27 protein-coding genes and 1 tRNA gene are annotated in these 24,754 nt (G+C 37.6%); 6 read left to right on the top strand and 22 right to left on the bottom strand.

Annotation, left to right across the window (positions count from 1 at the left end):
* Positions 1–26: 26 nt before the first annotated feature.
* From M3Z76_RS13095 to M3Z76_RS13075, 5 genes are all read right to left on the bottom strand, one after another.
* Positions 27–842 (bottom strand): YitT family protein, encoded by an 816-nt coding sequence (locus M3Z76_RS13095; RefSeq protein ID WP_293927677.1) that lies wholly within the window; start codon positions 840–842, stop codon positions 27–29.
* A gap of 123 nt (positions 843–965) precedes the next feature.
* Entirely contained in the window at positions 966–2,243 is a 1,278-nt protein-coding gene (locus tag M3Z76_RS13090) for a globin-coupled sensor protein (RefSeq protein WP_293927675.1), read from the bottom strand.
* Positions 2,244–2,271: 28 nt separating this feature from the next.
* Positions 2,272–2,757: a chemotaxis protein gene (locus M3Z76_RS13085; protein ID WP_293927673.1), complete on the bottom strand. Its 486-nt coding sequence runs from the start codon at positions 2,755–2,757 to the stop codon at positions 2,272–2,274.
* A gap of 281 nt (positions 2,758–3,038) precedes the next feature.
* Positions 3,039–3,851 (bottom strand): tetratricopeptide repeat protein, encoded by an 813-nt coding sequence (locus M3Z76_RS13080; RefSeq protein WP_293927671.1) that lies wholly within the window; start codon positions 3,849–3,851, stop codon positions 3,039–3,041.
* A 10-nt stretch (positions 3,852–3,861) separates the two neighbouring features.
* On the bottom strand, positions 3,862–4,755 hold the full coding sequence (locus tag M3Z76_RS13075) for a LysR family transcriptional regulator (RefSeq protein ID WP_293927670.1): 894 nt from the start codon (positions 4,753–4,755) through the stop codon (positions 3,862–3,864).
* 175 nt (positions 4,756–4,930) lie between these two features.
* Here M3Z76_RS13075 and M3Z76_RS13070 point away from each other — a divergent pair, with 175 nt between their 5' ends.
* Positions 4,931–5,677 carry an alpha/beta hydrolase gene (locus M3Z76_RS13070; RefSeq protein ID WP_293927668.1) on the top strand — a complete coding sequence of 249 codons (747 nt, stop codon included), beginning with the start codon at positions 4,931–4,933 and terminating at the stop codon, positions 5,675–5,677.
* A 151-nt stretch (positions 5,678–5,828) separates the two neighbouring features.
* Here M3Z76_RS13070 and M3Z76_RS13065 read toward each other — a convergent pair whose 3' ends face one another.
* Entirely contained in the window at positions 5,829–7,181 is a 1,353-nt protein-coding gene (locus tag M3Z76_RS13065) for an S-layer homology domain-containing protein (protein ID WP_293927666.1), read from the bottom strand.
* Between the two features lie 274 nt (positions 7,182–7,455).
* Positions 7,456–8,712: a glycosyl hydrolase family 18 protein gene (locus M3Z76_RS13060; protein ID WP_483310169.1), complete on the bottom strand. Its 1,257-nt coding sequence runs from the start codon at positions 8,710–8,712 to the stop codon at positions 7,456–7,458.
* 166 nt (positions 8,713–8,878) lie between these two features.
* Here M3Z76_RS13060 and M3Z76_RS13055 point away from each other — a divergent pair, with 166 nt between their 5' ends.
* Positions 8,879–9,337 carry a YusW family protein gene (locus M3Z76_RS13055; RefSeq protein WP_293927663.1) on the top strand — a complete coding sequence of 153 codons (459 nt, stop codon included), beginning with the start codon at positions 8,879–8,881 and terminating at the stop codon, positions 9,335–9,337.
* A gap of 165 nt (positions 9,338–9,502) precedes the next feature.
* Entirely contained in the window at positions 9,503–10,303 is an 801-nt protein-coding gene (locus tag M3Z76_RS13050) for a YwqG family protein (RefSeq protein ID WP_293927660.1), read from the top strand.
* Between the two features lie 48 nt (positions 10,304–10,351).
* Here the strand turns inward: M3Z76_RS13050 and M3Z76_RS13045 are convergent, their stop codons facing one another.
* From M3Z76_RS13045 to groES, 4 genes are all read right to left on the bottom strand, one after another.
* A complete protein-coding gene (locus M3Z76_RS13045; RefSeq protein WP_293927657.1) occupies positions 10,352–11,083 on the bottom strand; it encodes a hypothetical protein in 732 nt (243 codons plus the stop codon).
* Between the two features lie 18 nt (positions 11,084–11,101).
* Positions 11,102–11,656, bottom strand: a complete 555-nt coding sequence (locus M3Z76_RS13040; protein ID WP_293927655.1) for a GNAT family N-acetyltransferase — start codon at positions 11,654–11,656, stop codon at positions 11,102–11,104.
* Between the two features lie 168 nt (positions 11,657–11,824).
* On the bottom strand, positions 11,825–13,462 hold the full coding sequence (groL, locus tag M3Z76_RS13035; protein WP_293927652.1) for a chaperonin GroEL: 1,638 nt from the start codon (positions 13,460–13,462) through the stop codon (positions 11,825–11,827).
* A gap of 116 nt (positions 13,463–13,578) precedes the next feature.
* Complete coding sequence (gene groES, locus M3Z76_RS13030; RefSeq protein ID WP_293927649.1) at positions 13,579–13,863, bottom strand: co-chaperone GroES; 285 nt, start codon at positions 13,861–13,863, stop codon at positions 13,579–13,581.
* A 200-nt stretch (positions 13,864–14,063) separates the two neighbouring features.
* Here groES and M3Z76_RS13025 point away from each other — a divergent pair, with 200 nt between their 5' ends.
* Positions 14,064–14,807, top strand: a complete 744-nt coding sequence (locus tag M3Z76_RS13025; protein ID WP_483310168.1) for a CPBP family intramembrane glutamic endopeptidase — start codon at positions 14,064–14,066, stop codon at positions 14,805–14,807.
* A 32-nt stretch (positions 14,808–14,839) separates the two neighbouring features.
* Here the strand turns inward: M3Z76_RS13025 and tatC are convergent, their stop codons facing one another.
* Both tatC and M3Z76_RS13015 read right to left on the bottom strand, forming a co-directional pair.
* On the bottom strand, positions 14,840–15,661 hold the full coding sequence (gene tatC, locus M3Z76_RS13020; RefSeq protein ID WP_293927644.1) for a twin-arginine translocase subunit TatC: 822 nt from the start codon (positions 15,659–15,661) through the stop codon (positions 14,840–14,842).
* 18 nt (positions 15,662–15,679) lie between these two features.
* Positions 15,680–15,892 (bottom strand): twin-arginine translocase TatA/TatE family subunit, encoded by a 213-nt coding sequence (locus M3Z76_RS13015; protein ID WP_042479204.1) that lies wholly within the window; start codon positions 15,890–15,892, stop codon positions 15,680–15,682.
* Between the two features lie 131 nt (positions 15,893–16,023).
* On the opposite strand from M3Z76_RS13015, the gene M3Z76_RS13010 reads away from it, so the two are divergent.
* The gene (locus M3Z76_RS13010; protein ID WP_293927640.1) at positions 16,024–16,356 is read left to right on the top strand and encodes a hypothetical protein; all 333 of its coding nucleotides are present in this window, start codon (positions 16,024–16,026) and stop codon (positions 16,354–16,356) included.
* On the opposite strand, the gene M3Z76_RS13005 is transcribed toward M3Z76_RS13010, so the two are convergent.
* A complete protein-coding gene (locus M3Z76_RS13005; protein ID WP_293927638.1) occupies positions 16,353–16,979 on the bottom strand; it encodes a redox-sensing transcriptional repressor Rex in 627 nt (208 codons plus the stop codon). The genes M3Z76_RS13010 and M3Z76_RS13005 overlap by 4 nt on opposite strands.
* A gap of 129 nt (positions 16,980–17,108) precedes the next feature.
* On the opposite strand from M3Z76_RS13005, the gene M3Z76_RS13000 reads away from it, so the two are divergent.
* On the top strand, positions 17,109–19,040 hold the full coding sequence (locus M3Z76_RS13000) for an ABC-F family ATP-binding cassette domain-containing protein (RefSeq protein ID WP_293927636.1): 1,932 nt from the start codon (positions 17,109–17,111) through the stop codon (positions 19,038–19,040).
* A 36-nt stretch (positions 19,041–19,076) separates the two neighbouring features.
* Here M3Z76_RS13000 and M3Z76_RS12995 read toward each other — a convergent pair whose 3' ends face one another.
* The 8 genes from M3Z76_RS12995 to M3Z76_RS12960 all read right to left on the bottom strand — a co-directional run bounded on the left by M3Z76_RS12995 (position 19,077) and on the right by M3Z76_RS12960 (position 24,138).
* On the bottom strand, positions 19,077–19,454 hold the full coding sequence (locus M3Z76_RS12995; RefSeq protein ID WP_293927634.1) for a hypothetical protein: 378 nt from the start codon (positions 19,452–19,454) through the stop codon (positions 19,077–19,079).
* A 448-nt stretch (positions 19,455–19,902) separates the two neighbouring features.
* Complete coding sequence (gene tsaD, locus M3Z76_RS12990) at positions 19,903–20,919, bottom strand: tRNA (adenosine(37)-N6)-threonylcarbamoyltransferase complex transferase subunit TsaD (RefSeq protein WP_293927632.1); 1,017 nt, start codon at positions 20,917–20,919, stop codon at positions 19,903–19,905.
* Positions 20,920–21,360, bottom strand: coding sequence for a ribosomal protein S18-alanine N-acetyltransferase (gene rimI, locus M3Z76_RS12985; protein ID WP_293927630.1), 441 nt, complete (start codon positions 21,358–21,360; stop codon positions 20,920–20,922).
* 3 nt (positions 21,361–21,363) lie between these two features.
* Entirely contained in the window at positions 21,364–22,059 is a 696-nt protein-coding gene (tsaB, locus tag M3Z76_RS12980; protein WP_293927628.1) for a tRNA (adenosine(37)-N6)-threonylcarbamoyltransferase complex dimerization subunit type 1 TsaB, read from the bottom strand.
* Entirely contained in the window at positions 22,056–22,508 is a 453-nt protein-coding gene (tsaE, locus tag M3Z76_RS12975; RefSeq protein ID WP_293927626.1) for a tRNA (adenosine(37)-N6)-threonylcarbamoyltransferase complex ATPase subunit type 1 TsaE, read from the bottom strand. Before tsaE ends, tsaB begins: the two co-directional genes overlap by 4 nt.
* Positions 22,509–22,627: 119 nt before the next feature.
* Complete coding sequence (locus tag M3Z76_RS12970) at positions 22,628–22,957, bottom strand: hypothetical protein (RefSeq protein ID WP_293927624.1); 330 nt, start codon at positions 22,955–22,957, stop codon at positions 22,628–22,630.
* 120 nt (positions 22,958–23,077) lie between these two features.
* A tRNA-Asp gene (locus M3Z76_RS12965) sits at positions 23,078–23,153 on the bottom strand.
* A gap of 88 nt (positions 23,154–23,241) precedes the next feature.
* Positions 23,242–24,138 carry a patatin-like phospholipase family protein gene (locus tag M3Z76_RS12960; protein ID WP_293927622.1) on the bottom strand — a complete coding sequence of 299 codons (897 nt, stop codon included), beginning with the start codon at positions 24,136–24,138 and terminating at the stop codon, positions 23,242–23,244.
* Positions 24,139–24,754: the final 616 nt, after the last annotated feature.

Raw genomic sequence — 24,754 nt, 5'->3', positions numbered from 1 at the left:
CTTGTTCTGTGACAAAATAGCTACGATTATTTCGCGCTGCGATCAAACATGCCAATAACCTCTGTCGTTTGCAATATATTAACAAAAGCTTTTGCATCAGCCTGCTTAATAATGTGCCGAACTTCAGCAAGCTGATAACGAGTAATAACGGTCATCAACACTTTGCGCCCTTCACCTGAATAAGCACCTTCTGCATCCATAATTGTGACACCGCGATATAAATTCGTTAGTAGCTGCTCCTTCATTTCCTCTCCCTTGCTCGTAATAATCATTAGCGTTAGCTTAATATGACTTGTATGAACAGTGTCAACTACCTTACCTGTTGCATATATAGAGACGAGCGTTAGCAATGCTGCATCCCAGCTAAAAATAAAGCCTGAAAAAGCAACAACTATACCATTCATTGCAGAAATCAGGACGCCAAGCGGAAAATCACGCTTGCGGCTTAAAAGCATTGCTACAATATCGAAGCCCCCTGATGACCCAGATGCTCTAAAAATCAAACCAACACCAAGCCCAACAATGACCCCTCCAAATAAAGATGCCAAAATAGGGTCCTCTGTCGCCTTATGTATTGGAATAACATATAAGCTAACAGATAAGACAACAACCGATAAAATCGTATAGCTAATAAATCGCTTCCCTAGCTTAATTACCCCTAAAATCAGTAACGGCAAGTTGAGTAGTAAATTTAATATCCCCGTATTAATTGGCGTCACAATCCCAAGCAAAATCGCAATCCCGCTTAAGCCTCCACTTAATATTTCATGTGGGATTAACAAAAAATTATAAGCAAACGCTACTAATATGGATGCACCTAAAATCATCACAATGTTTTTCATAACATGTTCTCCTGTTCACAGTTAATCTCTTTATACTATAATATACGTGAAATCCAACATAAAAAAGCTGAAGTGTTAGAAAAAGTTTTGCTTTTCCAACATCCTCAGCTTTTCGGTAAGTATTTATACTAAATCCTTCGCAACTGTTGCTAATGAATCTACAGAGTGTGACACTTCGTTAAATGTCGATCCTAAATCGTCTATTACTTGACCAATCACATGTACTTCTTGACCAACTAAGCTATTTTTTTGTTGCTGCTCTTCCATCGCTGATAAAATTTGCGTAAATCTTTGGGCAGTTGTTGCTAAGCCTTGCTCCCCTAAGGATACCGCTGTTTGTATACGTTGCATAGAATTTAGTAATTTTTCAGTTTGAATATTTGAGCTTTGTAGTAAAGTAGCTACATTTTTAGTAGATTGCTTTGTCTGTTCCGACAAATTTCGCACTTCACCTGCAACAATGCTAAACCCTTTACCTGCTTCGCCTGCACGTGCCGCTTCTATCGCTGCATTTAAGGACAGCAAATTAGTTTGGTCAGCAATGTTTGTTACAATGGCGATAATGCCTTCCATTTCCTTTGAAATCGCTACGAGCTCATTCACATCTCCTGCAATTTCCTCAACGGAGTGAATAATTTGCTCCATTTGCTGTAGCGATTGTTTAATTTGAATGTTCCCCTCTTGCGCTCGGTTTTTTGCCTCGCTTGAAATTTGTAAAGCTTCCTCAGCATAATGTACAACGTCTTCTGATTGCTGATGCAATTGATGAACAGATGCGGAGGTTTGCTCCGAAATAGCTACTAAATTTTCTGTAGCTCCAATAATTTGTTGGCTAATATATTGCTTTTGTTCCTCATGTCTAAGCTTGGCCTTTTGTACAACATTTTCAAACTCTTCTAACACAATTTGTTGCTCAAAGTTTAATATTTTTGAAATTGCACGTAATGTAGCAAACTGATCCTCAGGATGTTCAATTTTTTGTTGTACAATTTCCATTAAACTTATAAACAAATTTTGGAATGCTCCAATATAATATTTAGTTGGTAAGCCAATATGCACATGTACTTGGGCAATTCGTTGTCGTGTTAAAAAAAACTGCTCATCAATTTGACCGTTGAACATTTCTCCAATATGTTTTTTGAGCGTCGTTTTTAATCGCTCTATAGAACTATTATCATCAATAATTTTCATTAAGCTTGTTTCCATACCAATTGAACGATAAAAATGACCTACGATTCCCTCAATGTTTTGCTCTACATACGGTTGGAAAGCTTTTAAAAACTTCAAATCACTCTCTGTCATTTGCAACATTTCAATTTGCTTTGCAATTGTAGTATCCATACGCATTTCTACAGAAAGATTATCAAGATGTATGCGCTCCATCTTTTCTTTTTTTCTCATGAACATAGCAACACCCATTTCTACAAAATTATTGTATTTTATCGATGTTTTCTCTTAATAGGTGAATTTCTACTTGTAAAGATGTTGAACGTTTATCAAAATAATAAATTCTCTCCATTGCTCGGTTAGGCTTCGTATAGTCTATTGATGTCATTTCTACTACATCTTCACAATATAAACGTAAAGTGCGAACACCCGCCTCCATCTTTCTCACTTCTTTACTGTATGTGATGATGCTACTATCCGTAATTTGACCTTTTTTCAGATGGCGTCTATTCGTAAAAATAAGCTGATCTAGATGCTGAAAGCGCTGCTGTTGTCTTTTCTGCATTTGCATGAGCATATGCATGTTTTGCTGTTGATTCTGATTGTAAATGCTTTGTTCCAGTATTCTTAACTGTTCAATAACTGTACATAAGGACGTAATATCCTCCTGCTGCTCTAGCAAAATTCTTTGTAAATCACGTAAGTTTTGATTTTCGCTGCCTTTTTGTAATGGTATTTGCTCGCTCATCCTTATCACATCCACATCATCTTATTTTTTATTGTTCTATTTTGAAACAGGACTTTCACCTAGGAAAGGTTGCTGAATCAAGTTCAAACGACAATCACTTCAAAAAAACACACTTTTATAGTTTATTTCACATTTTTATGATTTTTTAAACATTTGGCAATAATGATTATAAATTTTCAGTATATTATACCCTTTCCAAAACAACCAATAAATAGGTATATAGAATCAACATATATATATAATGACGACCCTATTTCACTAGTAGATATCATAAAAATTGGCTATTGCAGTTTTTGATTTATAGACTGCTTCCATTTTTGTGCTTCATCCTCATTTCGTTCAACAAGTACGCCATTTTCATAATGTTGCACAAGCTGCCATTTTGCTGATGTATCACCTAATAAAGCAGCTCTTTTAAAGTAATGCATCGCTTTTACTCCATCTTGCATACGGTACTGCGGCTCCGCAAAAATATAGCCTAAATTAAACAATGCATCGACATGATGTTGCTGGGCGGCCATTTCAAAAAAGATAATCGCCTTTTGTAAATTTTGCTGTTGTCCAAGTAAGCCTTCTAAATAAATCATCCCTACCTGATATTGTGCCTCTACATATCCGCCATTTGCCGAGCTTATGTAGTAGTGCAATGCGCTCACTTCATTCACTTCCTGCCCTAGACCTTGCTCATACATAATGCCTAGCGTAAACATTGCCTCTACTACCCCTGCCTCTGCCGCCTTCATAAACCAATGAAATGCTAGTCGTTCATTTGTTGCTACTCCTTCACCATTCAAATACATGTCAGCTAAATTATTGGCAGCATCCGCATGCTGTTGCAGTGCAGCTTTTTCGTAATAGTAGAAGGCTTTCTCTTCATTGCCTTCCATAAAATAATGATTCGCAAGCGCATATTGTGCCTCTGCCTCATCCCCTATTTGTTGAAGCCAAAATACCTTTTCACTATGCCAAGCATTATTTTCACATAGCTCAATCAGCTTATAAATCGCAGGTCGTTCACCACGCTCTCCCATTTCTAATTGCTCCAGCCAATATGCACGCTCTTCTGCTGGTAATTCAGCTAATAATTGCAACAAATCACTCACCTCATTTATTTTGTTCTTTTATTAATGTTTCGATTAAAAAGTCTTTAAAATCATTTGCCGCTGGTGAAATATAGCGATTTTTCACCCAAGAAAGCCCAATTTTTCGAAAGCAAGCTGGCTCACTTATTCTAAGTTTTTTAACATTAAATTGATCTAGGCCTTTAATATTTGGAATCAATGACACGCCAAGGCCTGAGCCAACAAATCCTGCTACAGTATGCATCTCCTCCGCTGAGAAGGTCGTATTTGTTGTAACCCCGACAGACTCAAATAATGTATCCACCATTTGGCGTAGCGAATTGCCTCGCTTAATTGAAATAAACGGATCGTCCTTAATTTCCACTAGCTGAATATATTCTCGCTCTGCTAAAGGATGATTTTCTGGCACAATGACAAAAAGCTCCTCTGTCCACAGCTCTACCCAATTAATATCTAGCAGCTTCGATTCGATTTTTTGTGATAAGCATAAATCAATATCTCCATCCTCTAAAAGCTTTAATAAACGCAGCGAAGTCGACTGTGTCAATGTAAATTGCATATGCGGATATCTTTCTGACGTACGTGCCATCAGGTCAGGAACGACTTCCATTCCAAGCGTATGTATAAATCCAAAAGAAACCTCACCATAGCCAGGTCTCGTAATTTCAGCAAACTCCTGCATGACTTTACTATGCTCAGCTAAAATAATATCTACACTTTCCAAAAATAATGCGCCATAGCGATTTAAAAAAATGGAACGTCCCTGCCTGTCAAATAACGGCACCCCTAATTCTTGCTCAATATTCGCAATCGACTTGCTCAAGGCTGGCTGGGAAATGTTTAATTGCTCCGCCGCCTGTGTCATATGCTGCAATGTCGCAACTAGTTTAAAATAATGTAATTGTTGAATTTCCATTTGATCGCTCCTTTTTAATAACTAAATGGAATTAAAATGATAGAAATAATAAATTGTATTTATATTTTTTCATGACTATAATAATTTTAACAACATTGCATAGCAAAAAATAAACATAATTACAATGATTAAAATACATTTTTCTTAAAACTGTCATATTTATAAAGGAGATTTTATGATGAAAATTGTTGCCCCAAAACCTTTCACAATCGAGGCAGGTAATCGCGCAGTATTATTATTACACGGTTTCACAGGAAATACGAATGATGTTAAACGCCTTGGTCGTTATTTATCAGACCGTAACTACACAGTTCATGCACCATTATATAAAGGGCATGGTAGTGATCCATCAACATTAATTCAAACAAACCCTAAAGAATGGTGGAATAGCGTAATCGAGGGCTATGACACTTTACGCAGTCTAGGCTATGAGGAAATTGCTGTAGCAGGCGTTTCACTTGGTGGTATTTTTTCTTTAAAGCTTGGAGCTGAGCGCCCAACAAAGGCTATCGTTGCTATGAGTGCACCAGCGATTGCCAAAAATACAGATAGCCTTCAAAATCGTGTTATTGACTATACGATTAATTATAAAAAATTATCAGGTACATTTGATGAAACGACTGATAATCGATCAACGATTGCTAAGGCGGTCAAAATGCCATCACTGGAATATTTACAGGGCATGATTAATGATACAAGTGCAAAGCTAGACAATATTCAAGCACCCGTCCATATTTTACGTGGCTTACAGGATGATGAATATTATTGCGAAAGCGCAGACCTTATTTATAGCTCTGTGAAATCTCGCATTAAATCAGTTAAAACATTTGTAAATTCTGGTCATATTTTAACACTAGGGCAAGAGCGAGAGCTTGTGTTCGAGGAAGTATACCGCTTTTTCGAAGGGTTAAAGTGGCAATAATCAATTATGCCTTGGCTTAATTGCGTCGAAGGCTTTGGGCAACCACTGAATGAAAAGTAATCTAAGTATTCATCCGCACCTAGACATTTTCTACTGAACCATAACAAAGGCTGTTTGAAAGTATCTTATCTACTTTCAAACAGCCTTCTCTTTATTCAAATATTGCTGAGTAGATAAACTCTGTAATAATTTGTGCCGCTTGTGCACGTGTCACTTCATTTTTCGGCGCAAACTTCCCATTATCAACGCCTTCATCAATACCTAAAACATATAACAGCGTAATAGCCTTTTGTGTTTCTTCATCGTATTTTTTAATGTCTTTAAATGGCGCTATTTTCTCTGGCTCATATGGTGCTTCAAACACATATTCATATAAACGTGCAACCATTAATGCCATTTGTGCACGTGTTATCTTCTCCTCTGGCTTGAAAGCATTGCCATTACCTTTAATAATACCTGCCTCATATGCTACAGCAATTTGCTGCTGTGTTGCTTCGGCATAGCTAGTAATATCTTTAAATGGTGCAAGCTGTGTTGCTTCATTGCCAATAACACGTCCTAGAATTGTGGCAACATGTACACGTTTCAATGGTTGGTCTGGCTTAAATGAGCCGTCCTCATAGCCGCCCATTATACCAGTCATAGCCATAAAGCCGATATACTCCTCAGCCCAATGACCTTCTGTATCCGTAAATGTTACATATTCAATATCCTCATAACCAGCTGCATCTTCATAGAAATTATAATAAATTTCTGTCAAAAATAAATCTGCCACTAATTTATAACCAGCTTCACTTAAATGGATATTTTGCGGATTCGGTATATACGTTTGGAAGTCCTCTGCAATATATAGAGCTGTTTCTACAAAAACCGCATTATGAGTATAGGCAGTATCTTGAATAATTTTATTAATGGCTGATACAAGCGCATCTAATTGGACTTGCAAATTTTTATCTAAATAAGGAAACGGATTATAATAGCCCATAATTAATACAGTAGCATCTGGGTTAATTGCTGCGATTTCTTTTAAAATTGCCTCATAATTTTTCCCTAGCTGCTGAATGCCTGTGAACGCACCATTTAAATCAAATGCTAACGTCTCTTTATTAAAATGTTTAAGTATATCGTTAGCGCCTGCACTAATTGTAATCACTTCTGCATTCGCAATTGCATCACGTATTGCTGCTGATTCACTTTGTAGTCCATCTATGTTGTAAATAGGCTTTGTTACATTGTTTTTAATGTCATTTAATACATCTAATGTCGTATACCCTGGATAGGAAAATCCTTTATTATACGAGCTTACATTATATTCCTCAGACATGCTCATTGCTAAAAAGTCTGCATAACTAAGCCCAAGCTCACCAGTTTCTTGAATACCTGCTGCAAGTGAATCACCTAATGCTAAGTAATCAATACCTTCTCCTTCTTGTGCACTTACTGACATCGGTAAAACTAATTGTAATACTAAAAATAAAATGGCAACTAGTTTAAAACCTTTCATTCTAGCAATCTCCCCTTTAATCGATTAGTAAACGTAAGCGCCAACAGCTTGACCACGTTTTTATTAGTATACAATATTGCCAATGTTTGAACACTCGATTTATTATAATTTCCTTGCTATTCTTTTAGATACGAATCGATTGTCCTGCAACTTTTCGCCAGAATAATGCTATATAACTAGGCAAAATATAATCGGGCTATCTAAAAAGAGAATCTCTTTTTAGATAGCCCTCGCTTATATACTAAATATTTACTAAAACTATTGCTCTTTTGCATTATCTTTTAACAATATTAAAATTATCCTCTAACAACAGCCAATTTTGTGGGAATGGCAATCCTAAGCGCCAGTATGCAATTCCACGTATTTGGAGCTTTTTCATTAAATCAAACTTTGCCTGAATCGACCTTGCATCCTCAAACCAAACAACATGCTGCTGCCCTTGCTGATCGACATAATAGAAATACGGAGCTTGTGCCGTTGTATCATATTGGATTGCTGCATGATAGCGGTTTGCAAGTTCAATGGCTCTTTGTGGGCTTAATGCCGTCGCTCTCGTTTGCCCTTGTACAAAAGGTAACGGCCAGTCATAGCCATATAAATTTTGCCCCATCATAATTTTGCTGGCAGGCATTTTCGTTAATGCATAATTTAAAACGCGCTCCACTTCATTAATAGGAGAAACAGCCATCGGAGGCCCTGAAATGTAGCCCCATTCATAGGTCATCAGCACAACAAAATCTACAACTTCACCAATCGCTCCATAATCGTGTGCTACCTGCCATGCCCCTTGTGCCTCATCACTCGCCTTTGGCGCAAGCGCTGCCGATACAAAATAGCCTGCTGGATGAAATTTTTCACCTGCACGTTGTAAAAACTGTACATATGCTTCACGCTGACTTGCAGGTAGTGCTTCAAAATCAAAATGAATATCTCTCACATTGCCAATTCGATTCGCTTCTGCTAACACATTATTTAACAGACGTTCCTGCACCGCGCTACTTTGCAAAATATCCTGTGCCAGCTCCCCGCTAAAATTGCCCTCCTCTAAATTGGTCACAACGAGCGACATCATCGTACCTGATTGTCGTGCAATTGCTGGTAATTCCCCTGATGGCGGCACTTTCAACGAACCATCTCGTTTGGCCTCAAAGCTGAATAAAGCTAAATATGTCAAATATGGACTAGCCTCACGTGCCTGATTTAACACCGCCTCACTTACTGTATCTCCTCTAGGCTCAATATAAGCAAGTGCTTCTGTGTTACTTTTCACTGTTGGTGGAATATATAGGCGAAGACCTACTGATAATGTTTGATAAGGATTAATTCCATTAATTTGTGCTAAGGTTAAATAATTCATTTGAAACCTTTGTGCAATCGACCATAAACTATCCCCTGCCCGCACCGTATAAAATTTCCCATAAATTGGTACAACTAATGCCTGCCCTATAACAAGCTGATCCGGCTCTGGAATTTGATTTGCCTGCACAATTACGTCAACTGTCGTTCCATAGCCTTGTGCGATGCTCCACAAGCTTTCTCCTGCCCTTACGACATGAATTTGAATAATAGCTCCTCCTATCAATCCTTAATGCTAGTGGTAGTTTATGATAGTTAGCCGATTTTCATGTGTCCATGATTACTTTTTCGCTAGTTGGGTAATAAATATAATAAGTTCATGAAGAAAGTGAGGAAATTATATGAGGAAAGTAATAAAGTGGTTGTTTATTCCATTAAGCATCTTTTTACTAGCAGCCTGCAATAGCGATAAGGTAACGGAAGTACCTGTCACAACACCAAGCAATCCAGATAGTGCAGCAAATGAAAACCAGCCAACTGCTAGCTTAGCCTTTACAAAATTCTCCTTAGAAGTGTCATATGGCTTAACAGAAAAATACGAGGCTGATTATGAAAATGATAACGAAGGAATTGAGGCCGAAATTGATGATAAGGTAAATGGTGAAAAGCTAAAAGGAAATGATGCTTATGCAAAGCTGGAGCCATTACTGCAAAAGCTAGCATTTGATGCAACAACAGATAATGCCACAATTGCTGCTGAAGTTTTAGATGCATTTGGATTATCTACAGACTATACAGAGTTTGAGCTTGAAGTACGTTTTACAGATGGTACACAAAAAGAATTCAAGTTGAATCAATAAAAAGCATAAGTAAGAATTAATGTGCTCCTGCAATAAGTTCATTGCAGGAGCACATGTGTTTATTGGGCTTTTTAGTAGTACTATAAAATATAGTGAATTTAGACCATTCCGAAAAAGAAACATTTGTTCTATAATGAAAGTATCTTAAATCTAGGAGGCTGTCACATGATAAACAAATCGACTTTCCAGCTACCACAACAATTCGAACAATATCGAGCTATTATTGAGGAAACAATCCAGCCTGTTGTACGCATTAACACAGTTGAACGCCAAACATCTTTATTTGAAAGCAAATTTGAAGGCAATCCTTATTTTCCGTTAACAATGGAATATCCTAAAAATGAACAAGGACAACCGTTAAAATTGTTAGCACAAATCAATTTTGCAGATGTACCAAGGCATCTTCCTAACTTCCCTACTGAAGGTATTTTGCAATTTTATATTGATGGCTATGATGATGTTTTAGGTATGGATTTTGACAATGGAAAAAATCAAGCTGGATTTCGTGTGATTTTTCATGAGCAAATCATTCAAGATGAATCGCAACTAATACAAGATTTTTCTTTTGTTGAATTAAAGGATGAAGAATTGTATTTCCCAGTCGAAAAAGAAATGGCGCTTTCCTTTGAAACAGATTTTGAACCGTTGATGATTGATGATTTCCGTAGCAATGACGTCTATGCAGCTATTAAAGATGAAGTGGAGGAGGACGCTGAGCTAGAGGATCAATTTTACGATACATTTAGCGGGACTGGTCATAAAATAGGGGGCTATCCTTTCTTTACTCAGGAGGATCCTCGTGCGTATGGTGACTACACTGATTCTACAATTTTATTATTACAAGTGGATAGTGTCGGTGATCATATTATGTGGGGAGATGTTGGCGTTGGCAACTTCTTCATTACAGAAGACGAATTAAAACGCAAAGATTTTAGCAATGTGCTCTATAATTGGGATTGTCATTAAAAATAACCAACCCTATAAACATATAAAAACTGTTTATAGGGTCTTTGCTTACTCCATGAAAGGAATTTCTCCTATTACAAGATTAATTGGCGTTACATAATCTTTCGTATGGTAGCGTGCAGTTTCTGACGTTTTTGGCTTTATACATATCATATCCCTTTGAACCATGACAGTAGATGCTAAAAAATAAATATCCTCGTACATGTTTAACTCTAAAAATGCCTTTTTTCTTTTTACAGCCTGTTGTAAATCATGATATTCAATGATTGCTTTTGATTTCGCATTATTTGGATGTATTTGATACGTAATCATTATTTTATATTTTTTCGTTTCCTTTGTTAGGTGAGTAATCTCCACTTCACTTCCCAGCTGTAATAAGAGCTGATGTGTGCTTATTACTAAATCCGCTTGCTCAGCATTATGCGCAATTTCCAGCAGCACCTTTGCCACTAGCTCTAAAATATAGACCTCTTTTTCCTTTACTGATTTATAGTTAAAAGAATCAATTGCTACCCCAACATAATAACATTTGACTCGCTTATCAATCTGCCGCTCTGCCTCTCGTACCACTTGCTCTCCAAGAAGTGGTGTCATCACAATATATACATGATCAAACTCACCAGTTATAAAGTTTTGTTCTCTAAGCTTTCTAGCGAATCTAGTACAAATCAAATGCACTTCTTTTTCAATTGCGTATATTTTTCCAGCATAATCAGAAAAAGACCGAGTATTTTCTAATTCCTCAAATAATCTTATGTCTATTATTCTTTTCTCTGCCATAGCTACGAAACTCCTTACTTAGTGATGTTCTAAGTTATTAATAATCCCGTAATATACTAAATCCTCGTACTTGCCATCCTTTACGATATGATCCTTTAATACACCTTCTTGCTCCATCCCAATCTTCTCCATTACTTTTCCTGAAGTAGGGTTTGTTGCAAAATATCTCGCAAACACTTTGTGCAGCTTTTTTTCTTCAAATGCAAATTGCACGATTGCCTTTGCTGCCTCTGTAGCATAGCCTTTTCCCCAATACGGCTCACCAATCCAATAAGCAAGCTCTCCTTGATTAAAGTGTTTATTGTGCGATAAAGCAATTGCTCCGTATAGCTCGTTTGTTTCTCTATTCGTTACGGCCAATTCGTAGGAACGGCCTTCTACAAAATTTTCATAGTGATATTCTATCCAGTTTAACGCATCCTCTAGTTTATATGGATGCGGCAAATATAAGGTGCTTTTATAAATATTATAGTTATTGCAAAGCGTTGCTACTGCTTCTGCATCTGTTTTTTGAAATAAACGAAGAACTAATCTCTCTGTTGTAATTGTTATATTCGTTTGATCATATTTCATTGAAGCTCCCTCCTCTCAGCATAAACTGTATGACTATTCTAACTTTTTACCTGTAAAAAAACCACCTCCTATTAAATTTTAATAAGAGATGGTTTTGATTAATCAAATATGAACTACACTATTTTATAAATTGTAGTGAGTTTTCAGAATTGTTTGCGTGTCAGGCACCTACATCATGCCTGGCATACCCATGCCGCCCATATCAGGCATTCCGCCGCCTGCACCTGCTGGCTCTGGGATGTCTGCTACTACTGCTTCTGTTGTCAAGAATAATGCTGCTACAGATGCTGCGTTTTGTAAAGCTGAACGCGTTACTTTTGCTGGGTCTACTACGCCTGCTTCGATCATGTTTACCCATTCACCAGTTGCTGCGTTGAAGCCAACACCTACTTCTTCACGTTTTAGACGGTCAACGATGATTGAACCCTCTAAGCCTGCGTTTTCAGCGATTTGGCGTACTGGCTCTTCTAATGCACGTAGGATGATTTTCACACCTGTTGCTACGTCGCCTTCTACTTCTTCAAGTACTTTTTCCACTGCGCCATAAACATTTAATAATGCTGTACCACCGCCTGAAACGATACCTTCCTCAACTGCTGCGCGAGTCGAGTTTAATGCGTCCTCAATGCGTAGTTTACGCTCTTTTAATTCCGTTTCTGTTGCAGCACCAACTTTGATTACTGCTACGCCACCAGCCAATTTTGCTAAACGCTCTTGTAGTTTTTCTTTATCAAACTCTGAAGTTGTTTCAGCAAGCTGTGCACGAATTTGACCAACGCGCGATTCGATTGCTGCTGTGTCGCCTGCACCTTCAACAATTGTTGTATTATCTTTTGATACAACAACTTTCGCCGCGCGACCTAAAGAAGTAATATCAGCTGATTTTAAGTCTAAGCCTAGATCTTGTGTAATTACTTGACCACCAGTTAAAATTGCAATATCTTCTAGCATCGCTTTACGACGGTCACCGAAGCCTGGCGCTTTAACAGCTACTGCATTGAATGTACCGCGTAATTTATTAACAACTAATGTTGCTAAAGCTTCGCCTTCAACATCTTCTGCAATAATTAAAATCGGACGACCTTGTTGTACTACTTGCTCTAATACAGGTAAAATTTCTTGAATGTTTGAGATTTTTTTATCTGTAATTAATACATATGGATTGTCTAATACAGCTTCCATTTTATCTGTATCTGTTACCATATAGTGAGATGCGTAGCCACGGTCAAATTGCATACCTTCTACTACATCAAGCTCTGTTGTGAAGCCTTTTGATTCTTCGATTGTAATAACACCGTCGTTACCAACACGCTCCATTGCATCTGCAATGTATTGACCGATTTCTTCGTCTGCTGAAGAAATTGCTGCTACTTGTGCAATCGCTTCTTTATTTTCTACTGGACGTGAAATTGCCTGAAGCTCTGTTAAAGCTGCTGCTACTGCTTTATCGATACCTTTGCGAATACCTACAGGATTTGCACCAGCTGTTACGTTTTTTAAACCTTCACGAATCATTGCTTGTGCTAATACTGTTGCAGTTGTTGTACCGTCACCAGCAATCTCATTTGTTTTTGATGCTACTTCTGCTACAAGCTTTGCGCCCATGTTTTCATATGGATTTTCAAGCTCAATTTCTTTTGCGATAGAAACGCCATCATTCGTAATTAGAGGTGAACCAAATTTCTTCTCTAATACAACGTTACGCCCTTTTGGACCTAATGTTACTTTCACTGCATTTGCTAATTTATCTACACCTTGAAACATTAATGAACGTGCTTCTTCTGAGAATTTAATATCTTTTGCCATTCTAAAAAAACCTCCTGAAAATAATTATCCATTCGTGTTATATGTTGCTGATTGTCAGCTCATTACTTATCTTTTTATATGCGAGGCAAGCAAGCACTTGCCCGCCCCTTATTTCATTAACCAATAACAGCTAATACATCGCTCTCGCGTAAAATTAAGTATTCTTGGCCGTCATATTTTACTTCAGTTCCTGAGAATTTTGAGAAGATAACCTCGTCTCCCTCTTTCACATCAAGCTCTACGCGTGTACCGTTATCTAATACACGACCTGTCCCAACTGCCACTACTTTACCTGTTTGCGGCTTTTCCTTTGCTGAGTCTGGTAAAACAATGCCAAATGCCGTTTTTTCCTCTACCTCAACTAGTTCGATAATGATACGATCACCTAATGGTCTTAACAAGTGAAACAACCTCCTACAAAATATTAAATCTTTGGATTTATTAGCACTCATTCATAAGGAGTGCTAACACACTTACTATATTAAATAATCTCTAAATTTTTTGCAAGTCAGAACTACAAAAAATTTTCATTTATTACGAACTTCCTCTACAATAAAGAAAGCATAACGTATTATAGTTACAGAAAGTAGGTTTTATGCACGTGACATCTATTCAATCACCAAAATTTAAAACACAAAAAACAGCATTTTATATATTGCTGTTATACGTTGCTTCCCAATTTTCCACTTTTCTTTTATTAATTCCGCCAGTAAATGATTTTTTCTTTCAGCTTGTGGCGAATGCGGAATATCCTAGTTATACATTAATGGCTTGGTGGAATACAGTCGCTTGGATACTTGTAATCATTATTAGCGTCATTTTAATTGCACGCCATCAGCAGTTTTTCAATGTATTTCCCGGAAAACCAGTTTCCATCCCTATCTCAATTATGTGGGGTGTCATCGGCTTTTTCCTTGTATTATTCGGTCAAGGTATTGCTGCGCAAATCGAAATACTATTATTAGGAATTGAGCCTGGCTCTGAAAACACCGCAAAAATTATGGAAATTACGCGTGCAGCACCAATTATGATTGTGTCTTCTGTCATTCTAGCACCTATTTTGGAGGAGCTAATTTTCCGCCGTGTCATTTTCGGCTCGCTTATTCAAAAGCAAAATTTCTGGGTATCCGCTTTTATTAGCGCCCTTCTTTTCGGAATTGTTCACATGGAGCTGACACATATTATCCTTTATACATCTATGGGACTGATTTTCTCATTTCTTTATTATAAAACGAAGCGTCTCATGACATCGATTATTGCACATATGCTATTAAACGGCTTTGTTACAATTCTCCAATTAAATATTGATAAAATCGCACCGCTTGTTGATGCTGTACCAAAATAAAAACTGTAGGAAATCTTTTCCTACAGTTTTTATTATCTATTCATCTCTTCCATTTGTCGACGCTGCTCTGCTAACAATGCCTCTACTTGCATTTGCTCAGCAGCCTCTTTTTCCTCACGCTGACGTTGTTCCTCTGCCGCTAAATATTTTTTATAGCCTACTTTGGAAATAACAATACTGAATTCATATAAAATAAAGAGCGGTACCGCAACAATTAAATTAGAAATAAAATCAGGTGGCGCTAAAATAGCTGCGAGTACAAATAAAATAAAATAAGAATATTTTCTAAATTTCACCATTAATGCTGGATTTAGAATTCCAATACGCGCTAAAAACAGCGTCACAACTGGCAATTGGAATACAATGCCAAATGGTAGTGTTAATGTGAATAAAAAGGAAAAAAACTCATCAATTCCAATCGTTTGCTGTATCTCCAAGCTATTCGATAAGCTCGTCATAAAATGCATGACATATGGAAATAATACAAAATACGCAAAGGATATTCCCGCTAAAAATAAGACAAAGGAATAGGGTATATATTTAAGTGTTGCTTTACGCTCCGTTTCAAGTAAGCCAGGTGTAATAAACGACCATAGCTGATAAAGTAAGACAGGTGATGTTAAGACAAATGCTACAATAAACAAAACTTTTAAAAATACTGCCAACGGGTCTGTTGGCGCAAAAGCATTGAGTGTAAATTGAGCCGCCTCATCACTTTCCTGAATAAATTTTATGATCGGCTCTGTTAAAAAAAAGCTACCGACAAGCGCCAAAACAAAGAAGAACGCCGTGACAACAAGGCGACTTCTTAATTCTTCAATATGCTCTATAACAGTTAGTTCTTTTGGATTCATATATGAGACATCCTTAACTTACTTAACATTATCGTTATCTTTATGTTCAATAACTTTCTTTTTATCATCATCATCGTCTGCCAAGCCTTTAGTTGCTTGTCTGAACTCACGAAGTGTAGAGCCCATTGCCTTGCCAAGCTCTGGAAGCTTCTTCGGTCCAAAAATCAGGATGGCAACAACACCGATAATAACAAGGCTTACTGGTCCAATCGCATTTAAATGGATTACCATTACGCCACCTCCTCTTCATGTACATTTTAACGCATTCTCCGCAATTTAGCTAATACATTAGTTGTGAATAATTTCGTAACTTTGTTATACTATATAGCAATATTTAACTTATATAGATAGGAATTACGAATATGAATAAATTCCGTATACGTAAATGGCTTAAATTGCAGCATCAAAAAGAAATCGCAATTACAGCTGTCACTTACCAACATATCGGTGAGTATAATTTCATCAAATTAATTATTACGGGATCAAACAATGGCTGGCTGATTACTGTTCAACCTGAAGTTTTCGAGGTCATGCAATCCCCTTATGACAAAGATTCCACCGCCAATTTAGTAAAAGATGTTATCGCCGTATGTAGGAAACAATACATATCTAGAGACATTTATATCAAGCATCCACTTCAAATACTTCGTCATCCATACCGTAGCATGCGCAAAAAAAATAAACGCCATGCTTAATTGCGTATCAAATAAATAAGTGCCTGCAACTCTACAGATAAATCGATATTCATTAACTTCATAGTTTCAGGCACATTTAAACGAATCGGCGTAAAGTTTAAAATACCTTTCGCATTCATTTGTGCCAGACGATCTGCCATTGCTTGTGCCGATCTTGCTGATACGGTTAATATCGCTAATTCCGCATTATATTTCTCATACATTTCCTCTAAGCGGTCCGGATGGAAAACTGGAATATTACTAATTTCTGTTCCTTCTACAGGCGCCTTTGAATCAAATGCAACAACAATACGCGTATTATGGTTTTTTTGAAAATTATATTTTAAAAAGGCATTTCCTAAATTACCTACCCCAATTAAAGCAACATTTGTTGCTTCATCTTGATCAAGCGTTTCTCGAAAAAATTGTAATAAATGCTGGACATCATAGCCATAGCCTTTTTTACCGAGAGCACCAAAATAAGAAAAGTCTCTGCGAATCGTTGCTGAGTCAATTTTCATCGCTTCACTCAGCTCTTGGGAGGACACACGTTGCTTGCCTTCACTCGCAAAATTTTGTAAAAATCGGTAGTACAAAGGAAGCCTCTTCGTAGTTGCTTGTGGAATTTTCGTTTCTTTGCTCACATACAATCCTCCTGCAATCTAGTTCGAAGTCGTTTTCATCTTACTAAACATAGGCGAATAAGTAAAGTATCCATCATTGCACCAAGCATGCGTATCTATTACACTTAAAGCATGAACTGAGGTGTAAATATGATTGTTTTACAAGTAAATCAACTATATAAATCATTTATTACGGATGAAATTTTAAGCGGCGTCAAGCTAGAAGTACAGCATCGAGACCGAGTAGCGCTTGTTGGACGCAACGGCGCAGGCAAATCGACACTTTTAAAAATTATCGCTGGACAGATGTCCTATGATTCTGGTGAAATCATCATTCCAAAAGATATTAAAATCGGCTATTTAGAACAGCACGCTGGATTGGATTCTGAGCTCTCGATGTGGGATGAAATGATGACGATTTTCGTACCATTACAGCAAATGGAGAAAAAGCTCCGCACTATAGAGCAACAGATGGCAGAGCCTGCTGTTTATGAAAACGCGGAAGTCTATGCAAAGCTGATGGCTGAATATGACCAATTGCAGCATGATTTTAAGGATGCGGGTGGCTATCAATATGAGGCAGATACACGCTCTGTCCTTCACGGCATGCAGTTTTATCCTGAAGATTATGCCAAACCAATTCGCTCATTATCAGGTGGTCAGCGTACTCGTTTAGCATTGGCAAAGCTGCTACTTTCTAAGCCTGCCCTTCTAATTTTGGACGAGCCGACAAACCACTTAGACATCGAAACACTCGCTTGGCTTGAAAATTATTTAAAAGGCTATGCTGGAGCTATTTTAATCGTTTCACATGACCGTTACTTCCTAGACCAAGTCGTATCGATTGTTTATGAAGTATCGCGCACACGCGTCACAAAATATGCGGGTAACTATAGCGCTTATTTAAATGAAAAGGCAAAAAATTATGAGCGTGATATGAAATTATATGAACGTCAGCAAGATGAGAAGGCGAAAATGGAGGCCTTTATTCAAAAAAATATCGCTCGTGCCTCTACAACGAAAATGGCACAAAGTCGACGCAAAATGCTAGAACGTACTGACTGGATGGATGCGCCAGATGGTGATGAAAAATCAGCTAGCTTTGGCTTTACAGTTGATAAGCAAAGCGGCAATGACGTATTAGCTGTTGATGCGCTTACTGTCGGCTATCCAGACAAGGAAATATCACATAATATCCAGCTACGCCTTTTCCGAGAAGACCGCGTTGCACTTGTTGGTCCAAATGGTGTTGGGAAGTCAACATTATTAAAAACAGTTGTCCAAGACTTACCACAGCTCGCTGGAGAAATTCGCTATGGTACGAATGTCCAAATCGGCTACTATGACCAAGAGCAAGCAAAGCTCAATTCCAATAAATCCGTTTTGCAGGAGCTTTGGGATGAATGGCCATTAATGAATGAAAAGGATATTCGCACAGTACTTGGCCGTTTCCTCTTTAGTGGAGATGATGTTAGTAAATCGGTTAACTCTTTATCAGGTGGCGAAAAAGCACGTCTAGCGCTTGCTAAGCTCATGATGCAAAAAGCAAACTTCCTTGTACTAGACGAGCCAACTAACCATTTAGATTTAGATAGCAAGGAAATTTTAGAAAACGCGTTAATTGACTATCCAGGCACACTGTTATTCGTATCACATGACCGTTACTTCATTAATCGCATTGCGACAAAGGTCGTAGAGTTAGCCTCAGATGGCTCATTCGAGTATTTAGGAGATTATGATTATTACGTGGAGAAAAAGCAGGAGCTTACAGAATTAGCTGCGATGAAGGAATCTTCAACAGTAGAAGCAACTTCCACTGTAAAGGCATCAACTTCAATGATTGATAAAGATGCTAAAAAGCGCGAACGACAAATTCGTCGTCAATTAGAAGAAATTGAAGGTAAAATGGTAGCGCTTGATGCACAAATCACCGCTTTAGAAGAACAACTATGCGATCCAGCTATTTTTTCTGATCATGAAAAAGCGCTCAAAATTCAAAATGAATTAGATGCCGCCAAATCCGCACATGAAACATTTGAAATGGAATGGTTAGAGCTAAGTGAAGAAGTAGAAAACTTATAAAATAAAGGACATTGAGCAATGATGGCTCAATGTCCTTTATTTCACTCTTCTTAACGGAGGTCTTTTATTTTTATATTTGGAATCACGATAAGCTCCATATGCACCATATGCCCAGCCAAAAAATATTGTAATAACAATGGCAACTACTGTATTCAATACATTTGCATAAGGCTTCCTCATACGAAATAGACGATAATTTCCTATATAAATACTATCGTATACTCTTTTAATATCGCGCTTGCCATAAACAATCGCTAAAGGATAGCAAGTAATCGCTATAAAAATAAACAGAGCTGAGAATGAATATAAAATATAGGTGCCGAATACAGTATGACTAAGTAGCCATAAAGCAAGGCTCGCTATCACCGCTCCGAAAATTAATAACATAATCATTGAATTTTTAGTTTGCTTCAACAGCCACTACCTCCTTCATTTATACTACTATTGTTTCTACTTTATATTACATATATATTGGTCAATATACAAATTTCGATAAAATTAGCCCACAATTTTATTCACATTTTAAATATAGTAATACCAACATATCAACAGACTTTTCCACATTGTCCACAATCAAAAATTATTTTTTCCACATGATGATGAGGAAAACGACATACTATATATTGATAAATCACAACTTACCCACAAGTTATCCACAAATTGTGCATAAGTACGAATGTTCTTATTGACATTTTGCATTTTTCTATTCACAATCTGTGGATAATTTTCAGAAAACTTAAACCTTTTTTATAACGGTGCTTTTTTTAGCATATCGACAGCAAAAAACATTATATTTTTACATTATGCTGAATCGCATAAAAAAATACCATCAGCTTTTCATCGCTAATGGCATTCTCTATATTTACATCCAGCTTTTTAATTCCATTCCTGGGCGCCCATTCATCATCATATTACCACGTACACCTGCTTCATACATTTTCGCACCTGCCGCACCAATCATCGCAGCATTGTCTGTACATAGCTTTAGTGGTGGTACATAAAATGGAATGCCCTCCTGTTTAAAAGCTTGCTCTAACGCTGTACGCAAGCCTTTATTTGCTGCAACGCCACCCGCTGCAATCACTTGCTTTACATTGTATGCACGTGCAGCCCTCACTGCTTTTGTTGTTAATACTTCCACAACACTATCTTGGAAGCCTTTTGCTACATGTGCCGCAATAATTTCTTCACCACGCTGATCCATATTATGCTTGTAGTTAATGACAGCTGATTTCAAGCCACTAAAGCTAAAGTCATAGCTATCCTCCTCTAACCAAACACGTGGGAATGCCACCGCCTCATCTGCCTCGTGTGCCAATCTGTCAATATGCGGCCCACCTGGATAAGGCAAGTTTAAAACACGCGCTACTTTATCATATGCCTCACCAGCTGCATCATCACGCGTTTCTCCAATCAGCTCAAAATGCCCATGCTCCTTCATATAAACAAGCTCCGTATGCCCACCTGATACAACTAGCGCCAATAGTGGAAATTCCATCGGCTGTACAAGCGCATTTGCATAAATATGCCCTGCAATATGATGCACGCCAACAATTGGCAATTGATGCGCCCAAGCAAATGCTTTTGCTGCATTAATACCAATCAACAATGCACCTACAAGTCCTGGCCCTTCTGTAATTGCTACCGCTGTTAGCTCACTCGGCTGTAATTGCGCTTGCGCTAATGCTTCCTCAATAACAATCGTTACTTGCTCCACATGGTGACGTGAAGCAATTTCTGGTACAACACCACCAAAGCGCTTGTGACTTTCAATCTGCGAGGCTACGACATTTGATATGATCGTTGTGCCATCTTTAATTACCGCAGCTGCTGTTTCATCACAGCTCGTTTCAATTGCTAAAATATATTGATTTTCCATTTATAATTTCACCCACATGACAAGAGCATCCTCTTGATTATCAGTATAGTATCCTTTGCGTAAACCCCCATCTTGGAAGCCTAGCTTATAATATAAATTTTGCGCAACAACATTTGATACACGCACTTCCAAGCTCATCGTTTCCATATTCGCCTCACGTGCCACACGCATTGCCTCGCGCATTAGACCTTCACCAATTTTTCGTCCACGTGCTGATTTCACTACAGCTACATTGGTAATTTGCGCCGCATCAACGACCATCCAGCTACCACAAAAACCGAGAATTTCGCCACTTTCCTCTGCTACCGTATAATAAGCAAATTGATTTTCAAGCATTTCATAATAAAAGGAATCAAGCGTCCAAGGCACAGGAAACGAGGCAACCTCAATTGCGTAAACCGCCTCGACATCCTCCACCGTCATTTTCCGATATTGTACCATTGCTTACTTGCTCTCCTTCTGTGTTTGTAGCCAATTGGCCTCCGCCTCTGCAATACGACGATATTGTGGCACAAAAGTATGTGTTGCTTCAATAGATGGCAGCGCTTGATTCATCGCTAACGACACAAGCTCTGAAGCGCGAGGCAAATTCAATGTAAATGGGGCAAAAACTGCTTGCTCTCCTAACATCTCTTCAATTTGCTCTTTATACAAGGCTACATCTTCCCCAATAAACAACGTTTGCTCTCCACATTGTTTTACTTGCGCTAACACATCAGCAATTGCATAATGTCCATCCTCCAACAATGCCGTTTGTCCTCGATAAATTGCCGCATAGACGTGCTGACGTCTCGCATCAAATAAAGGACACACGCACCCGTTAAACAAGCGACCATTGACAGCCAATACTCGCAAGCTTGATACACCGACTAAAGGCTTTTGCAATGTCCATGCTAATGTTTTTGCTAATGTGACACCTATACGCACGCCTGTATATGCACCTGGGCCCTCTGACACAGCAATAGCATCTATTTCAGCTGGCTTAATAGAAGCTTTCGCACAAAGCTCTTCAATAGCAGGCATCGCACCTGCCGAATGTGTTATTTTAATATGTTGAACAACTTCTGCAATAACTTTTCCATCTTGCACTAATGCAATGGATAATGGTGCATTTGCTGTTTCAATTCCTAACCAAATCATTTCATTAACTCCTCACAAAGCTCAACATAACGAGCACCTATTGGCTTTAAAATAAATAATCTTTCTTGCTCTCCTAATCGCTTAATTGTAATTGCTAAGCGTTCCTTCGGCAAATCTTCTTCTATTAAATGTGCCCACTCTACAATCGTCACCGCATCACCATAAAAAATTTCATCCCAACCTAAATCCTCGTCACTGTCTGCTAAACGATACACATCTAAATGATTTAAGGATAGGCGTCCTTCATATTGCTTCATAATCGTAAAAGTAGGGCTGTTTACAGTTCTTTGAATACCTAGTCCCTTTGCTACTGCTTGTGTAAAAGTTGTTTTTCCAGCGCCTAAATCGCCTTCTAGTGTGATTGTATCTTGTGCTCTTAATTGCTCCGCTAATGCTTGAGCAAGCTGCTTCGTTTCATCTAATGATTGTATATGCTTTTCAAATGTCATATTATTAACCCTTCCCAAAAATACATTACTTTTAGTTTACTCGAATGCGAAAAAATGTTCAAAGGACTACACATAAAAAGGAGCGTCTTTAGAAATAATTTCTAAGCGCTCCCATTTATTTATCTTGTTGAATGTCCTTTTAATTCAATTACTTTCTTGTCAACAAGCTGATCATTTTGAAAATATATTTCATATGCTTGTGTCAGTGTATGTTCATCTTGCCAAATGTATAAACCTTCCTCTTGAAAGGTCCCAATACCTTTTGCAACCTTTACAACATCAAGATAGCTCATGCCTTGCTGTAGCTGATTAAACTCTTGTTCATTCATATATTTTTGCCATACATATGCATTGGAATCTTCAATATCAATTAATTTTCCTTGTTCATAAGCCTCACAGCTACTTAAACTAAACATTAATGCAAATATGCCGCCAATTCTCATTAGCATACGCATCACCTCCAACAATATGTATCTACTAATACATACCCACGGTGACCTATTTAAAAACTAAATTTCGACAAAATAAAAAGCCTTTATAAGCAATAATACTTACAAAAACTATAATAATGGCGGTCCCGACCGGGATCGAACCGGCGATCTCCTGCGTGACAGGCAGGCATGTTAACCGCTACACCACGGGACCAATATATGAAATTATTTTATCGACATTAAATATACTAACATTATTTATTACTATTGACAATAGTTTTTTATGAAAATACACCTCTTATTTAAAAGAGGCGTACTTTGGGCCAATTCATTAAAAATTGCTGTGCACGTGTTCTTCCAATCACAATCAATTCTTCTTTCGTTTCTTCATCCATAGCAAATTGTGTTGCATTATATTCTTCTACAGGAATAAACATAATATCTCGTTCATGCCTTCTTGATATATATCGTTGATCATGGGCATCCTTCATTGTAGTAAAAAGTGATTCAAATAATTGTAGCCCATTATTTATTTTTCGTGGCTGTTGATGCTCTGAACGGGAGCTAAGTTTAATCCCTAACAAAGGGCGTATCCTTTTCCCTTTTGGATTATCAAATATCCAAAAAGGAAAATTACTTAATACCCCACCATCGACTATAATCGATTCCTTATTTCTTACTTTTAAAATAACAGGCTCAAAAAAGAAAGGTATACTACAGCTCATGCGCAAAGCTCGTGCGACTAAAAATTCATTCGCATTAATACCATAGTTAATTAAATCGTCTGGCAATACCATGATTTTCCCATTCGAAAGGTCTGAAGCAACTACTTTTAAAGTACCAGGTGGCAAATCTGAAAATGTATAAATATTTCGATCAGCCAGCTTTCGATAAAACCATTTTTCTAATGCTACACCTCGGTATATCCCCATATGTCGATATACGTTTAACCATTTTAAAAACGGCAAATTAAACAGCATTTTACGGGTATCTAAAAGTGTTGTTAAATTTAACTCATCCAATAGCTGCTCTATTTCTTTCGCACTGTAACCAGCAGCAATAAACGCTGCCATAATCGCTCCTGCACTCGTTCCTGCTACACGTTTAAAGCGATAATTTTTTTCTTCTAAAACTTGATATGCCCCAACTAATGAAAATCCTTTCAAGCCCCCACCAGAGAAAACCCCATCGATTAGCATATTTCCCCTCCTACATTATTGTAGGAGCAGCAACCTAAAAATATAACTTTTAATGTATATAATATGCACGCTATGTTTTAAAGGACTATCAGCAAGTTTGAGGATTCGCTTAGAAAAATAAACAGCAGCTTTCATCTTTAATAGCTGGGCGTTTCTTAATCATAGTTCAAGAGAAATGATTCACCTGTTTTAGGTAGAAATCCGCCCGATTTTATAAAGAAAATTCTTTTTCATAATTTGCAATCTGGAAAGTTGAACATTTAATATTTATGATAAAGTATATCAGCAAGTTGTTGCATTCTATCAGCAGCTTTCATGGTTCTATCGGCAAGTTTTTATATTCTATCAGTAACTTTGATACTCTATCGGCAAATAGGATCGCCTATGTGAAGCGACGTCCTACTTTCATAAGATTATTCAACCATATTTTGTATTATAAGAGCTATCAAAAATAGCTCGCCCATTTTAGGCAGAAATCCGCCTGATTATATATTGAACTTGCCCATAAAACAGCTTATTTTGCCCAATTTTTTTCTATACACAAAAAAACCACTGAATATTCAGTGGTCTCATTGTTGCGAAGCGATGTCCTACTCTCACAGGGGGAAACCCCCAA

The organism is Metasolibacillus sp. (assembly GCF_025291715.1).
Classification (GTDB): Bacteria; Bacillota; Bacilli; order Bacillales_A; family Planococcaceae; genus Metasolibacillus; species Metasolibacillus louembei.
This window is presented reverse-complemented; position numbering and strand designations above follow the sequence as displayed.